The sequence below is a fragment of the Bradyrhizobium sp. Leaf396 genome, assembly GCF_001424605.1.
GTDB lineage: Bacteria > Pseudomonadota > Alphaproteobacteria > Rhizobiales > Xanthobacteraceae > Bradyrhizobium > Bradyrhizobium japonicum_C.
Window position 1 is genome coordinate 264,569 of record NZ_LMQJ01000065.1, and the last position, 15,075, is coordinate 279,643.

The window sequence follows — 15,075 nt, forward strand, 5'->3', positions numbered from 1 at the left end:
CCCATGAACGGACTGTCCAGCCGAATGAGACCAGCGGAGATGCACAAGCCCGACTCGCTCAAGACCGCCCCACGAGAGGTGGACGTGCCCGCGACGATCGAGCGAAGCACATCTCTCTCGACCCTGCCCGCCACTTCGGCCGACCGCACCGCAGCATTGACGATTGTGGGCGTGTCCTCCCTCCTGTTCGTAGCGGCCGTGCCCTTCGCGGGGACCCCTCTCCTGCCCGTCCCGGCCTTCGTCGCAAGCTACCAATCGGCACTCGCCGTGAGCGACATCGTCACCGCCGTGCTGCTGCTGTCACAATTCGTGGTCTTGCGGACACGCGCGCTGCTGTGGCTCGCGACCGGCTATCTCTTCACAGCCGCGGCGGCCCTGGTTCATGCCCTCACCTTCCCCGGACTGTTTGCGCCGACGGGGCTCTTTGGCGCAGGGGGGCAGACCACGGTCTGGCTCTACATGATCTGGCACGCCGGCTTTCCCCTGTGTGTCATGGGTTATGCCTGGCTGAAGGAAAAGGACGGTGGCCCTCGCGTCCGCGGCGCGGCAAGCACCGCGATCTACGCCAGTGTGCTCGGCGTCATCGCGACGATGGCCGTCTTCACCTGGATCGTCACCGCCCAACACGATCTGCTGCCGGTGCTGCTGCGCGACGGCCACTATACGCCGACCATGATCGGAGTCGTGTCGTTCGTGTGGTCGCTGAGCTTTGCGGCGCTGGTCTCGCTCTGGTTCCGCAGACCGCATTCGGTGATCGACGTCTGGCTGATGGTGGTCATGTGCGCCTGGCTGTTCGACATCGCGCTGTCGGCGATCGTCAACGTCGCCCGGTTCGATCTCGGCTTCTATGCCGGCCGGCTCTACGGCCTCGCCGCGGCGACCTTCGTGCTGGCGGTACTTCTGATCGAGAACGTGCGTCTCCAGGCGCACACAGTGAGCCTCCTCGGGAGGCTGCGCCAGCAATCGGCATCGGAGCGCGACTATTACGGCAAGCGCCTCGCGCTGTACGGCGCAGTGATTGAGTCGTCCAATGACGCCATCATCACGAAATCGCTGGATGGCATCATCACCGGCTGGAACAAGGCCGCCGAGCATCTGTTCGGCTATTCCGCCGCCGAGGCCATCGGCAAGTCGATTGACATCATCGTGCCGCCGGATCGCAAGGGCGAAGTCAGGAGCATCCTCAACCGTATCGCCAGCAACGAGTCGATCGCACAGCACGAGACGACCCGAATCCGGAAAGACGGCCGCCCGCTCGACGTCGTCCTCAACATCTCACCGCTGCGGACCGATGAGGGAGAGATCATTGGTGCCTCCAAGATCGCCCACGACATCACCGAAGAAAAGCAGGCGAGAGAGAAGCTGCGCCGCGAGACGGAGGAACGCCAGCGCATCTTCGAGACATCGCAGGATCTGATCCTGGTCACCGACGGCTATGGTAATTTCGTGCAGGTCAGCCCGAGCGTGAAGAACATTCTCGGCTACAGCCCCGAGGACATGGTCGGGCACAGCGCGACCGAATTCATTCATCCCGACGATCTCGATAAGACGCGGAACGAGATGCGCGCAGCCCGTCGCGGCGCGGCCAAGCGCAGCTTCGAGGCGCGCTACTATCACTATGACGGCCACGAGGTCGCGCTGAACTGGATGGGCACTTGGTCCGAGCCGGTAAAGCGCCACTTCTTCATCGGCCGGGACCTCACCGACAAGCAGGCTGCCGAAGCCCAGTTCCGGCACGTCCAGAAAATGGACTCGATCGGTCAGTTGACCGGAGGCGTCGCCCACGACTTCAACAACGTGCTGACCGTCATCACGGGCACGATCGGCATACTCAGCGATGCCGTGGCTGACCGGCCCGAGCTCGCCGCTATTACCAGGCTGATCGACGACGCGGCCGAGCGCGGCGCGCAGCTGACCAAGCACCTGCTCGCCTTTGCCCGCAAGCAGCCGCTCCGGCCGCGCGAGATCGACGTCAATGCGCTGGTGCTCGATGCCGCCAAGCTCTTGCATCCGACGCTCGGCGAGCAGATCACGATCATGCCGCAGCTCACGGAGGATGCCTGGCCGACCCTGGTCGATCCGGGCCAGCTGTCCACCGCGATCCTCAATCTCGCGCTGAACGCGCGCGACGCCATGCCCGATGGCGGCACGCTGGTGCTGGAGACCCGCAACATCTTCCTCGACGACGGCTATGCCAGCATGAATCCCGACGTGGCCGCCGGCAACTACGTGATGATCGCCGTCAGCGACACCGGCAGCGGGATTCCCGCAGAGCTGATCGACCGGGTCTTCGATCCCTTCTTCACCACCAAGGAGGTCGGCAAGGGCACTGGCCTTGGCCTCAGCATGGTGTTCGGCTTCGTCAAACAGTCGGGCGGCCACATCAAGATCTACAGCGAGGAAGGCCACGGCACGAGCGTGAAGATCTATCTGCCCCGCTCGACCGGGGTGCAGGAGACCGAGTTCGAGGCGCTCCAGAACGCACCCATCGCCGGGGGTGACGAGAAGATCCTGATCGTCGAGGACGACGCGCTGGTCCGGCAGTATGTCGTGACGCAGGTCAGGAGCCTCGGCTATACCGCGCTCGAGGCCGCCAATGGCGCCGAGGCCCTCAAGATCATCGACGGCGACGCGACCATCGACCTGCTCTTCACCGACATCATCATGCCTGGCAACATGAACGGCCGCCAGCTTGCTGACGAAGCGGCCAGGCGCCGCCCCAACCTGAAGACGTTGTTCACCTCGGGCTACACGGAGAACGCCATCGTCCATCATGGCCGTCTCGATTCCGGCGTGCTGCTGCTGGCCAAGCCCTACCGCAAGTCCGAGCTCGCCAAAATGCTCAGGACGGCGCTCGCCAGTTGAGCCTGCGCCATCGCTGCGCTATCGCAGATCGCAAATTGCTCTCAGTTCACGAGGCTGTCTTGAAAAACCTGCTCACCGACATCGCCGGCGTCCGGGTCGGTCATGCCGAAGATGCGAAAGTCGCTTCCGGCGCGACCGCGGTCATCTTCGATTCTCCCGCGATCGCCGCGATCGACGTCCGGGGCGGCGGTCCCGGCACGCGCGAGGATGCACTGCTCGATCTGGCCAACACCGTCGAACGCGTCGATGCGATCGCACTCTCCGGCGGCTCCGCTTTCGGCCTCGATGCCGGCGGGGGCGTGCAGGCCTGGCTCGCCGAACAGGGGCGCGGCTTCAGGATCCGTGAGGCCGTGATCCCCGTCGTCCCGGGGGCGATCGTGTTCGACCTCCTCAACGGCGGCGACAAGGCCTGGGGCCGCTTCTCGCCATATCGCGATCTCGGCTATGCCGCCGCTGCCGCCGCCGGCACCGACTTCGCGCTCGGCAGCGTCGGTGCCGGGCTGGGCGCCACCACCGCCACCTTCAAGGGCGGCATCGGCTCGGCATCGGCCGTGACCACGAACGGCCTCAAGGTCGCCGCGATCATGGTGGTGAACGCCGTCGGCAGCGTCACCATCGGCAACGGCCCATGGTTCTGGGCCGCGCCGTTCGAGGAAAACGGCGAGTTCGGCGGACGCGGTCTGCCGTCTGCGTTCACGCCCGACATGCTGGCGATGCGCATCAAGGGCGGGCCGGCTGCCAGCGAGCGCGAGAACACCACGATCGGCGTCGTCGTCACCGACGCGATTCTGAGCAAGGCCCAGGCCAAGCGGCTCGCGATGATCGCACAGACCGGATTTGCCCGCGCGATCTACCCGGTGCACGCTCCGCTGGACGGCGACGTGCTGTTCGCCGCGGCCACCTGCGAGAAGCCGATCGAGCCGCTGGTGGAGCTCACCGAGCTCGGCATGGTCGCTGCCAACGTTGTCGCACGCGCGATCGCAAGCGGCGTGTACAACGCGACCGCACTGCCATTTCCAGGGGCACTACCGGCGTGGAAGGACAGATACGACTAGAAACGAAGCGGCGGGCACGGCGTTACCCGACGGAGCCCAAGGTGCGCCGTCATGCCGTCTTCCGTGATCCGCTTCTTCCGCTATGCCCCGGACACACGCGAGCTGCAGGTGACTTTCGTCACCGGACGGGTCTATGTCTACGAGGACGTTCCGCCCGAGGTCGCGGCCGCGTTCCGGGAAGCGCGATCAAAGGGCACTTTCTTCAACCTGCACATCCGTGACCGCTTTGCCTATCGCGAGATCACGCATGACTACGCGGATCAGACCGAGTCCTGATCACACGCTTATCGACATCGAAGAAGACGCGGTCGCGGAACCGGACTGCGCCTGGCGCTGCATCATCTGCCCAAACCAGTCATAGGGCGAATTGCCGCCTCCGTTCGCCATCGGACCGCGATGTGCGCCCGGCACCGTCGTCGACATCTTGAAGCCGTCGGCATAGGTGACGGTGGTGGTGGTCGAGCCGTCGGCATTCGTCGTCGTCGTCGAGGTCGACCCGCGGCTCGCCTTTGACGAGGACTCCGACCCACCGCCCGATGCGTCAGCCGAGCCGTCAGCGCCTTGCGCCTGGTGGCCTTGACGCCCGCTCGTCAACGCCTTGGTCATTTCACCGAGATTGATGCTGTCGTCCGAGTTCGCATCCATCTTCGCGAACACGTGGTCGGCCTGCGCCAGATTGGTGCCCCCGGCGCCGAGCGCGTCCTCGAATTCGGACTTGGTGATCTTGCCGTCGCCATCCGCATCGATCTGGGAGAACAGATCCTTCAGCGCAGCCTCCCGACCTTTCGACGTCGGGGACGTCGAGTTCGACGAAGCCGAGCCGTCGGCCGATTGGCTCTGCGCCGCGAACAGCGCGTTCATCGTCTCCGGCGAGATCTGCGGATGTCTGCCCGAATTGACCGGCGAGCTCGCACCGCCGGACGTGCTGCTGGCGCCGTCGATCGCGAACGGATTGGTCGCACCTTGCGCCGATCCCGCCTTGTCCGCCGCCGACGACGATTTCGAGTTCGTCAGCGACTGGATCGCATTGAGCGCAATGGAGACGGCGCCAAGGGCAAACAACATTGCACAACTCCAACCGATGCGGCATGCCGCGGCCAATGTTCTGTCGGGTGAGATCAGCAAGCGACGTGCCATCGGGAAAAGCTCAATGAAATCCGCAATCCACCACGCTTTGCAGTTTCGGGAACATCGGCAATTGGTGCCGGTCGCGGCAGAAATTTCCGCCCACAGGAAGCGCGGCTCCCCTGCATTGCCGGCCGCGGAGGCCCATGTTAGGCGAGGCCATTCGTCGTCCGCCTGCCATGGGAAAACCGCGCCATGACCCAAGCCTTCGCTCCCCGCCCCCTGGCCATTGCGCCCTCGATCCTGGCCTCGGACTTCTCAAGATTGGGCGAGGAGGTCCGCGCCGTGGACGCCGCAGGCGCCGACTGGATCCACCTCGACGTAATGGATGGGCACTTCGTTCCCAATATTTCCTACGGCCCTGATGTCATCAAGGCGATGCGTCCGCACACGAAGAAGATCTTCGACGCGCATCTGATGATCTCGCCCTGCGATCCCTATCTCGAGGCCTTTGCCAAGGCCGGCTGCGACCACATCACCGTGCATGCAGAGGCCGGTCCACACCTGCACCGCTCGCTCCAGGCGATCCGCGCGCTCGGCAAGAAGGCCGGCGTCTCGCTCAATCCGGCAACGCCGATCAGCGCGCTGGAATACGTTCTCGACCTCGTCGACCTCGTTCTGGTGATGTCGGTCAATCCCGGCTTCGGCGGCCAGGCTTTCATCCCCTCCGCGATCGGCAAGATCCGCGACATCCGCGCGATGACGGCGGGCCGTCCGATCGACATCGAGGTCGACGGCGGCGTCGGCCCCGACGTGGCCGGCGCGCTCGCGGCGGCCGGCGCCAACGCCTTCGTCGCCGGCACCTCAGTGTTCAGGGGTGGGACGCAGGACGCTTACAAAGCCAATATCGCCGCGATCCGTCACGCGGCACTTGGGGCACGCGGCGAGGCGATCTGAGACCAAGGCTGTCCGAACCGCAGCTGCGGCCGCTGCGACCAACGGCAATGGATGAACTCCGCGCCACTCTGTTTTCTGCCGGGCTGCGTCGTCTTCTCGCCGAGGCCCTGCAGGATGGAGAGCAAGTGGTCTGGCAGGGGCAGCCCGACGGCATCGCCCGCGCGGCCATGTGGCGATTTCTCTGGTGGATCGGATGTCCCTGGTTGCTGCTGACCGTCATCGCCGTCGGGAACGGTTGGATCGACCAAGCGACCCAGCCTCTCGCAATGATTGGAGTCGGGATGGTTGCAGCTCCGTTCGTGATGCTGCTGCAAGACCTGCAGACGCTTTATGTGATCACCGACCGCCGCGCGCTGATCGTGCGCACGGCCTGGAGCAGACGCACCGTGACCCCTACTTCGTTCGACGCCATGGATGCAGTGTTCGAAATCCTCGACATCGGCAGCGGCGTCGGCCACCTCAACTTTGCGTCAGGGCGCTCGACCCGTTCGCCCGATACCGACTACACCGGGCACTATGGCTTTCGCTTTGTCCGAGACGCACCACGGATCCGGGATATCCTCGACGATGCGCGCACCGGCAAAATACGTCGGCCGCACTTGGAAAGAACTGCGGGTTCTACGGGTGTTGCAACGCGCAAAGCTTGAAACTTTAGCCTTGGTCCGTACTCATCCGGACTTCACTGATTCGTGCAAATCACCGCAAGTGGCTCCTGCCTGCTTTTGACGGGAGCACATCATGACGACGACCCTGATTTGGACTGGCGTAGCGTTGTGGTTCGGAGTCAATGCGGCGATTGCAGCTCGCAGTCTCCACGTGGCGCGACCGGTGAAGGTCGCATCCCCTGCCCGCATCATCCACCTTCATCGTCGCCGGAAGTGATGCCATGCGGCTCGCACTCGTGAAACGTCAGCCGAAGCGCAGGTGCCGTATTCCGCGTCGCCCGCATCCGAACCTTGATGATTTCTTCGGTCGCTTCGAGCGCGCCGATGGCACGCTGGATGACGATGCCGGGCTCGACAATTCGGACCTCGATCATTCGTTTGCCTCGCAACACCGACACTGAGACTTCTTTTTTCCTACCGCCCATGAAACCGCATTGCCCGAACTGCCTGAAGGAAATGACCAAGGCGTCCGCGTCACGTAACTTGTTCAGTTGCGAGCGAGATCATCCAGTATTTTGGCGGCAGCGCGGATCACGGCGAACCCGTCCCGCAATTCTCCTGGCCCATCCGCCGCAAGCGCGCCGCACAGTCCGCCCACGCGGCCTGATCCGCCGTTCGGAAACGCAGCCCTATCCGGTCGCCTCGTTGGCATCTGTCCCGCCGACGTCCCCGGCCAGCCGCGGCGGCCGCACCACCGTGACGGTGCAGGTCGCCTCCGCAGCCACCTTGGCCGACACGCTGCCGAGCAGCATGCGCCTGAATGAGTGCTGCCGCGCGCCGATGATGACGTGGTCGACCTGGTTGGCCTTGGCGAACTCCAGGATCGCGGCGGCGGGATCGACCGCTTCAAGCACATGCGCCGACAGCCGACTCTCGTCCAGCTTCAGCGGCGTTGCCCAATGCCGGAGCGCAACCAGACGGTCGATATGCTTGTTCGACCCCTCCTCGTCCAGGCTGCGGTCGATCGCGATCCGGCTCAGCTTCAGCACGTTGACGCAGGCCAGCCGCGCTGACGGCAAGGTCGCGAGGATACGCTCAGTGGTCACGCGCAGCGCCTCGTTGAGTTCCGGCGCGCCCTCCATGGCGTCGAGGGCAACTGCCAGGATCGGGCTGGATGCGATCTGAGCGGCGACATCGGATTTCGCGCGCGGCGCCATGGCGCCCTGGTTGAAGCGACGCCGCCAGACGACGCTGAGCGGGTCGCGTTTCACACGCTCGGAGCGCGCGGTGAGCTTGACCTGGTCGGGGTGGGCGAGATCGAAGGCGAGCTGCGACGCCGTCGGATAACGCCAGACCGGCTCGATCTCCAGGCACCGCAACACCACTTCCTGAAGCCAGGGCGGATAGTCCGGGCGGACCTTGCGCGGCGGATGCGGGTCGCGCCACAGCCGGCGCCGCATCGCGCGCAGCGTCTCTCCCTCGCCGAAGGGGCGCACACCCGTGGTGAAGAAGTAGAGCAGCACGCCGAGCGAGAACAGGTCGCTGCGCGGATCGTCGCGCACCCCAAGCAGCCGCTCGGGCGCCATATAGGGCGCAGTGCCGTAGGGCAGCCGAAATTCTTCCTGCAGGAGGTCCGGCAGGTGGTTGTGATGCGACAGGCCGTAGTCGATCAGCACCGCCTCGCCGGACTCGCGGAACATGATGCTGCTCGGCTTGATGTCGTGATGGATCACGTTCTGCCGGTGTAAATCAGCAAGCGCGGTTGCGATCCTGGCGACGAGCTGCCGCGCCTCGTCATAGGGCAACGGCAGGTCGGGCAGCCGCTTGTAGAGCGTGGCGCCCGGGATGCGCTCGATCACGACATAGGCCTGGCGGGCAAAGTCCCCGGTGCCGAAGCAGGCCGGCACATGCGGGCCCGCGAGCCGCGGCAGGATCATCATCTCCATCTCGAAAGAGACGATCGCGGCCGGGTCCTCGCCCTCCGATACCCGTGGGATCTTCATCAGCAGGGGCACGTCGATGCCGGGATGGGTGACGGTCCACAACGTCGCCATGCCGCCGGCATGCACGCATTCACCGATAGTGTAACCATCGATTTCAGCGCCGGATCTGACCAGAGGTTTCGGCATCGGTGTCAGCGTCCCTGCGACAGCCGGTCGGCGAGCCAGGAGGGCAATCCGTTGTCGCGGATCCTGCCTGCCGCCGCCGCGACGTCATAGGGCGCGCGGCAATAGGTGATCTGGCAAGAGACCGTGTCGAACAACGCGAAGGCCGCCGATGGATCGCCGTCGCGGGGCTGGCCGACAGAGCCGAGCACGGCGAGCCATTGCCGTCCGCGCAGCAGCTGCACGGGGACATCGGTCTTCGGCACGAAGCTCGTCATCTTCGCCGTGACCGACATGGAATAGAGCGCGGGGCGGTGGATGTGGCCGCAGAAGGTCACATGCGCCGACGTTGCGATCAGGCTCTTGGCGGCATCCGTCGTCGAGCGGACATAGTGCCAGCGCTGAGGGTGAGAGGCTTCCGAATGCACGAACAGGAGGCCCTCATCCTCCACCATCATCGGCAATTCGGCCAGAAACCGCCGCTGCGCCGTGTCGAGCCGGCCTCGGGTCCATTCGATTGCGATCTGCGCCTCGGCATTCATGGTCTCAGCCGTCGAATTGACCGCCTGGTCATGGTTGCCGCGCACGGCGACGGCGCCCTCCGCAACGAGCTCGATTGTGGTATCGACGACCCATTCCGGATCGGCGCCATACCCGACGAAATCGCCGAGCAGAACCAACTGCTCCGCGCCCTTCGCACGGGCCGCCTTCAGGCAGGCCTCAAACGCCTGCCGATTGGCGTGGATATCCGAGAAGACAGCGAGAAGCACGCACCCTCCACCCTCCAGATTCTATTGAAGGCCGAGAAGGCCAATTTGAGGGAGGTCAACACCATGCGCCAGCGCCACGCCCTTTGCCAGCGTAACACCGCGATTTGGCGAGGAGCCTACCGCTCGTCCTTGGGCGGCATCCGGGGCGGCGGCAGCGGGGTGAACACGGCGCCTTGTGCGCCGGCCGGCGGCGCATTGAACTCGCCGGTCGAGGAGTCCCCGCCGCTGGTCTCCAGAATGGTCTTGGGCGTCACGTATTCGCGGACCATGTCGATGAGGCTACCGTCGCCACCGCCGAAATCCGCGGCGCGTCCGCCCTGAGGATGGCCGGCTGCGATCTCGTTCTGCGCGGCATGGGTCTTTTCGGCCAGCCTGTCGTCATACGGCACCCGGAAGGCGCGGGGGATGCCGCTCGGGCGGTTGTCGTCGTCCAGCGCCTCGACCCACAAATAGATCGAACCGGGATCACCTTCCAGCGAATGCGGCTCGACGATGCGGGCCTGCAGCAGCTTGAAGGCGGTGGGCATCCGGTCGGAGCTGGCCCAGCCGAGCAGCCCACGCATTTCAGTGAAGCTGACGACATAGAAGGCACTGGTCACGACAACCGCGACCGCCTTCAGCGACCAGTGCAACCGCGCATAGACCAGCACGACAAGCAGCAGCGCTCCGATCACGGCGTAGGCGACCGAGAGGCTGAGAACGACCGTTTGCAGATTACTCACGGCGCATCCTCACGCCGGTTTTGGGATCGATATCGGCGCCGTTGGCGCGCACGTTGCGGAACGTCTCCAGCAGGGATTTCGGCCGCTGGTCGACATTGATGACCTTGCCCTCGGCATCGAGCCGGAACCGCACCGCTGTCTTCTCGTCGCCGGTGTGGCTGAGAGCGAGCTTGTTGTCGAAGATCACTTGCGCAGTCGGGTTGAGTTTCTGCACCTTCACGCTCGCTGTAACGGGCTCGCCGGTCGTTGCCTGGAAATGCGAGATGTTGACGGTGTATTCGCCGGCGACGATGCCGCGCACGGTGACGATCTCCTCCCGGATGGGCGAGGCGATCTTCTTGCCGTTGACGATGATGAAATCATTGGCCCCGCCGCGGTCGTCGCGATCGAGCGTGAGGAAGCCGGCCTCGCGGTGGCGATACCAGGCGATGTTGCCCGCGGGATCCTGCACGAACAGGTCGAGATCGTCAGGATGATTGTCCGGCCAGTCCATCGTGATGATGAACTCCGCCTTGGAGTCGATCTTGCCTTCCTTCGCATCCGGCGAGACCGCGAGCAGCGCGAGGAAAAACAGGAACGCGATCACCTGGAGCGCCTTGAACAGCATCACGCCAAGGGGGTCGAACGGCTCCTCGCGCGGATAGAGACCGAAATCATCCATCATGACGGCGCACCGGAACCTTTGCGCTCCAGCACCGGCGTCACATAGGTCTCGGTCAGCACCACCGCGTCCGAGAATACCCGCTGCGTCGCGGCGTCCAGCATGTAGTACTGGATGCGGATCAGGATCGAGCCGACGAGGCCGGCCAGCGTCGTGTACATGGCGACCGCCATGCCGTCGCTCATCACCCCCATCGAGGAGCGCATCGCGACCTTGTCTGCGGCATCCAGCCCCGCGATCGGCGCCAGCATGATGATGAATCCGATGATGGTGCCGAGCAGACCGAGCTTCATCAACGTATCGGAGACGAAGGCGCCGAAGCCGTTGGAGCCGCGCAAGCGATCGGCGAGATTTCGCAACAGCAGCGTCTGGTCGACCGGCCGGTAGTCCTGCGCCGCGGCTTTCGTCACCAGGCTCTGGATATGGTCGCGCACCAGTCCGCGCGGCAGCACCGCCGCGCTGGCATCAAGCGCCTTGCTGCCGTCCGGTGCCGCCAGCACTGCGCGGCAGCGCCGCGCCGCCGCTCCCTCCCGCGCGATCGCCCGCGTCCGCAGGAAGCAGTGGCCACACGTGATGACGTAGAGCGCCGCGATCACGGCGGAAATGTAGGTGCGATCCGAGGTCAACATCAGGTGGATCAGCCCGAACCGCCACAGCAGCACGACCGCGAAGATCGAGAGCCCGGTGAAGATCATCCAGAACAGGAGCGCGCTACGCTCGGACGGGTCGGTTGTGGTCCCCGCGATCGATCCAATCGTCATCGAACTCATGCTGCACCGCTCCTGGCTTCCAAGCACTGGCCTGCGACGTGTCCTCGCCGATTAGATCAAAGCCGACGCTCCCGGTCCAAAGACCCATGCCCAATCCGGCTTGGGAAATTTGCCCGAGCTGCACTTCCCGGCATTCCTGCAATTGGCAAGGCGCGGCGGCGTTGTTAGGCTGACCTTACCAAAGGTCGGGGGTGATCGCATGCGCCTCGTGCTTCAGCTTGTCGCCCGTCTGCTGCTTATCGTCGTGCTCTGCCTCGGAGCCGCGACCGTGTGGGCGACGTTCGACGCCTATCGCAGCGTCGATCGGGCGACTGCGGCCTCGGCGCAGCGGGTCGCGCAGGCGCTGCAGGCGCTGTATTGGCGAGAGCTCTTGTTGCGCAGCAGCAGGGCGCGCGAGCATCTTCTGCCTGTTCCAGACTGGCGCACCCTCGAGACGATGAAACTGATCTCGCCCGGCGTCTGTGTCGAGTTCCAGCCAGCCGCGGCATTCGAGAAGCCGCTCTGCGGTCAGAGCGAGGGGCTTGGGAAGGCGCCACCGCACTGGTTCGTCGCCGTTGTTCCCACCTATCTTGGCAGCCACGCCGAGGTGATACGGCCCATCAGTCCCCGCGCGGCGGCTGCGGGCACGGTGGTCGCGACGCCGGATGCCACGGCCGCCGTCTCGCTCGCCTGGGAGTACATCCACAACGTGATCGACGTCGCGCTCCTGATGGCGGCGGCGATCGCGCTGCTGGCTTCGATCGCGATCGCGCACGCGCTGGCTCCAGCGCGCGCCATCGTCACCGCGCTCCAACGTATGGCGCGGGGTCAGTACCGGACGAAATTGCCGCGCTTCCGCTCCATGGAGCTTGCGATGATCGGCAGCGCCGTCGGCGAGCTCGGCGGCCGGCTGGAGGAGGCCACCGAACAGCGCGCCGCGCTGACGCGGCGCCTGATCGAAATCCGCGACGACGAGCGTCGCGCGCTCGCTCGCGAGCTGCACGACGAATTCGGGCAGAACCTTTCCGCCATTCTTGCCTTCGCCAACACGATCGAAACCGCAAGCACGAAAGACAAGAACGGCACCGCGATTGCGCAGGACGCGCGCATGATCTCGCAAGCCACCCATCACCTGATGGCCTCGCTGCGCGATGCGCTCGGGCGGCTGCGCAATCCCCTGCCCGAGGAACTCGGGCTCGAGGCAAGCCTCGTCAACCTCGTCGACAGCTGGCGCTCGCACAGCGCGGCGCGGCCGACGATCCAGCTCGACCTTCGCGGTGACCTCACCGACATCAGTGGGCCGGCCGCCACCACGGCCTATCGCGTGGCACAGGAGTGTCTGACCAACGCGCTGCGTCACGGTGCGGCGCGCGAGATCAGCTTGCGCATCGAGCGCCGCGCCGGCCAGCATGATGCGCTGCTGATCCGGGTCGAGGACGACGGCGGCGGCGACGCGACCCGTGTGGCGCAGTCGGCCGGTTTCGGCCTGACCGGCATCCGCGAGCGCGTCACGGCCGCGGGCGGATCGCTGTCGATCCTGCCGGCGCGCCGCGGCCTCAGCGTCGCCGCCACCATCCCGCTCGCCGCGTGAGGCCGGGAATGAGCGAGGTTGCTGCAACAGGCATCTCCGTGCTGCTGGTCGACGACCATCCGATCGTCCGGCAAGGCTATCGGCGCGTGCTGGAAAGCCAGGGCGATCTGCATGTCGTCGCGGAAGCCGACAACGCCGCGGACGCCTACGGCGCGTTCAAGGCGCATGATCCCGACGTCGTCGTGCTCGATATTTCGATGCCCGGCGCGAGCGGGCTGGAGGCGATCCGCAACATTCGCGCGCGCAGCCCCCGGGCGCGGATCCTCGTTTTTACCATGCACAACGAGGCCGTGCTGGTAAAGGCCGCCTTCAACGCCGGCGCCAGCGGCTTCGTCACCAAGAGCAGCGAGCCCTCCGCCGTCGTGACCGCAATCCGCAACGTCGCCCGCGGCGAGCGCGCCATGAGCGACGACATCGCGCATATCCTGGCCGAGGACAGCTTGTCGGCTGGCTCAGCGCTGGATCAACTGGGCGAACGCGAGATCGAGATCCTGCGCCAGTTCGCCGGCGGCGCCACCACCGAGCAGATCGCGGCGCATCTCAATCTCAGCATCAAGACGGTGCAGAACTATCACTACCTCATCAAGACCAAGACCGGCGCGCGCACGGACGCGCAACTGGTGCGGCTCGCGGCGGCGTGCGGGTTGACGAGAATCTGGCGGTAGAGCTGCCGCTGACCCCGGCCCTTGAATCTTCTCAATCTGCTGAATGAAGTTGGAACGGTTCCGATCCGGCTCCGGTTAATACGGCAGTGAAGGAGGCAAGGGTCATGAGTAAGGGTCACCGTAAAGCAGTCGACCATCCCCCGGTCATTACAGTAGGCGAGCTCATCGACGAGCTCTGCCGCCTGCCGGACACCGCCGTTGTCCACTTCCGCTGCCCCATGCTCGATCAGGAGCTGACATTCCATCGCCTGCGAAAGCGGTCAAAGGACGCGGTCGAAATCGCGGTCAATGCATATCCGGAAAGTCCGCCGGTCGTGCCATCCGCCGAGCCAGCTTTCCGGACACGTAGAGGCTCGACCATCTCGCCGCCGGCTCACAACGGCGGCGTTCTTCACAAGGCAAGGGGTTGATCGACACCCGTTGTGCAGGCGGGCCTACCCAGCCTTCAAACCGCGCAGCAACAACGTCAGCGTCGCATCGACGCGCGCCGAGAGATCGGCATCCTTCCACTCGTCGGCATGAGCCGGATGGTGGAAACGCACGGTCGCATCGAAGATCGCACGCGCCGTCTCCTTCACGTCGCCCACAGCGAATTCGCCCTGCTTCTCGCCGTCGATCAGGATCGCCGCGATCTGGTCGATCATGGTGTCCTTGTGGCATTTGACGGCAGCGCAAGCCTCGCGCGCCAGTGTCAGATAGGTGTCGAACATCTCGGGGTCATCGAGGACGCGCGAACGCTTGGCGGCGAACAGCGTACGCAGCCAGCGCTCGAGCCGGGCCGGGGCCGGACCCTGCTCCCCGGCGATCTCGCGCAGCGGAGCATCGATGCGATCCAGCCAGCGCTTGGCAACAGCCTCGCGCAGCGAGGCCTTGCTCGGGAAATGGCGATAGACGCTGCCGTGGCTCACATCGAGCGCACGGGCAACGTCGACCACCGTGGCCTTGGCAAGTCCGTACCGCCTGAGCACATCCTCGGTGACCTCGAGGATCCGCTCCGGCGTCAAAACAACGGCTTCATTCATGCCAGCACCATGTTCCCGTTTGGGGCTCAGAAACTCCGGCCGTCGGGCTGCTTCCGAAGCGCCCTCGCCGGTCGTTCGGAAAGCCTATGCCCTAATGAGGCAGTTTTGCAGCCTGCGCCGCGATCTGGCGCGCCACCAGCAGATTGAGCCACTGCCCAATCACGCCGGTGAGATTGAGGATTTCGGTCGTCATTGTCTTAAGTCTCCATTCGTCCACGGTCCCCGTTCTTCAATCCGCCCTCC

15 protein-coding genes are annotated in these 15,075 nt (G+C 65.1%); 7 read left to right on the forward strand and 8 right to left on the reverse strand.

The features are described from left to right. The first annotated feature begins 39 nt into the window (after window positions 1-39). Genes ASG57_RS34245 through ASG57_RS34255 form a run of 3 tightly spaced genes read left to right on the forward strand, consistent with a single transcriptional unit; the run spans window position 40 to window position 4,196 of the window. Window positions 40-2,865 (forward strand): PAS domain S-box protein, encoded by a 2,826-nt coding sequence (locus tag ASG57_RS34245; protein ID WP_057199053.1) that lies wholly within the window; start codon window positions 40-42, stop codon window positions 2,863-2,865. A gap of 59 nt (window positions 2,866-2,924) precedes the next feature. Next, window positions 2,925-3,920, forward strand: a complete 996-nt coding sequence (locus ASG57_RS34250) for a P1 family peptidase (RefSeq protein ID WP_024340843.1) — start codon at window positions 2,925-2,927, stop codon at window positions 3,918-3,920. A 51-nt stretch (window positions 3,921-3,971) separates the two neighbouring features. Then, a complete protein-coding gene (locus tag ASG57_RS34255) occupies window positions 3,972-4,196 on the forward strand; it encodes a KTSC domain-containing protein (protein ID WP_057199054.1) in 225 nt (74 codons plus the stop codon). Here ASG57_RS34255 and ASG57_RS34260 read toward each other — a convergent pair whose 3' ends face one another. Then, a complete protein-coding gene (locus tag ASG57_RS34260; RefSeq protein WP_057199055.1) occupies window positions 4,197-4,985 on the reverse strand; it encodes an EF-hand domain-containing protein in 789 nt (262 codons plus the stop codon). It lies immediately after the preceding gene. Window positions 4,986-5,240: 255 nt separating this feature from the next. On the opposite strand from ASG57_RS34260, the gene rpe reads away from it, so the two are divergent. Then, a complete protein-coding gene (rpe, locus tag ASG57_RS34265; protein ID WP_024340846.1) occupies window positions 5,241-5,942 on the forward strand; it encodes a ribulose-phosphate 3-epimerase in 702 nt (233 codons plus the stop codon). 47 nt (window positions 5,943-5,989) lie between these two features. Then, a complete protein-coding gene (locus ASG57_RS34270; RefSeq protein ID WP_024340847.1) occupies window positions 5,990-6,589 on the forward strand; it encodes a hypothetical protein in 600 nt (199 codons plus the stop codon). Window positions 6,590-6,795: 206 nt separating this feature from the next. Here ASG57_RS34270 and ASG57_RS38500 read toward each other — a convergent pair whose 3' ends face one another. The 6 genes from ASG57_RS38500 to ASG57_RS34300 form a co-directional block, all read right to left on the reverse strand. Beyond that, window positions 6,796-7,071 (reverse strand): hypothetical protein, encoded by a 276-nt coding sequence (locus ASG57_RS38500; protein WP_162250092.1) that lies wholly within the window; start codon window positions 7,069-7,071, stop codon window positions 6,796-6,798. A 165-nt stretch (window positions 7,072-7,236) separates the two neighbouring features. Further along, a complete protein-coding gene (locus ASG57_RS34280) occupies window positions 7,237-8,676 on the reverse strand; it encodes a serine/threonine protein kinase (protein WP_024340850.1) in 1,440 nt (479 codons plus the stop codon). A gap of 5 nt (window positions 8,677-8,681) precedes the next feature. Then, the gene (locus tag ASG57_RS34285) at window positions 8,682-9,422 is read right to left on the reverse strand and encodes a metallophosphoesterase family protein (RefSeq protein ID WP_024340851.1); all 741 of its coding nucleotides are present in this window, start codon (window positions 9,420-9,422) and stop codon (window positions 8,682-8,684) included. 116 nt (window positions 9,423-9,538) lie between these two features. Then, entirely contained in the window at window positions 9,539-10,144 is a 606-nt protein-coding gene (locus tag ASG57_RS34290; RefSeq protein WP_024340852.1) for a hypothetical protein, read from the reverse strand. Then, the gene (locus ASG57_RS34295; protein ID WP_024340853.1) at window positions 10,137-10,808 is read right to left on the reverse strand and encodes a DUF2135 domain-containing protein; all 672 of its coding nucleotides are present in this window, start codon (window positions 10,806-10,808) and stop codon (window positions 10,137-10,139) included. The genes ASG57_RS34290 and ASG57_RS34295 overlap by 8 nt, the downstream gene beginning before the upstream one ends. Continuing rightward, window positions 10,805-11,575, reverse strand: coding sequence for a MotA/TolQ/ExbB proton channel family protein (locus tag ASG57_RS34300; protein WP_024340854.1), 771 nt, complete (start codon window positions 11,573-11,575; stop codon window positions 10,805-10,807). The genes ASG57_RS34295 and ASG57_RS34300 overlap by 4 nt, the downstream gene beginning before the upstream one ends. A 199-nt stretch (window positions 11,576-11,774) precedes the next feature. On the opposite strand from ASG57_RS34300, the gene ASG57_RS34305 reads away from it, so the two are divergent. Both ASG57_RS34305 and ASG57_RS34310 read left to right on the forward strand, forming a co-directional pair. Beyond that, window positions 11,775-13,145, forward strand: coding sequence for a sensor histidine kinase (locus ASG57_RS34305; protein WP_024340855.1), 1,371 nt, complete (start codon window positions 11,775-11,777; stop codon window positions 13,143-13,145). A gap of 8 nt (window positions 13,146-13,153) precedes the next feature. Then, entirely contained in the window at window positions 13,154-13,810 is a 657-nt protein-coding gene (locus ASG57_RS34310; RefSeq protein WP_024340856.1) for a response regulator, read from the forward strand. Window positions 13,811-14,244: 434 nt separating this feature from the next. Here ASG57_RS34310 and ASG57_RS34320 read toward each other — a convergent pair whose 3' ends face one another. Beyond that, a complete protein-coding gene (locus ASG57_RS34320; RefSeq protein ID WP_024340858.1) occupies window positions 14,245-14,832 on the reverse strand; it encodes a TetR/AcrR family transcriptional regulator in 588 nt (195 codons plus the stop codon). Window positions 14,833-15,075: the final 243 nt, after the last annotated feature.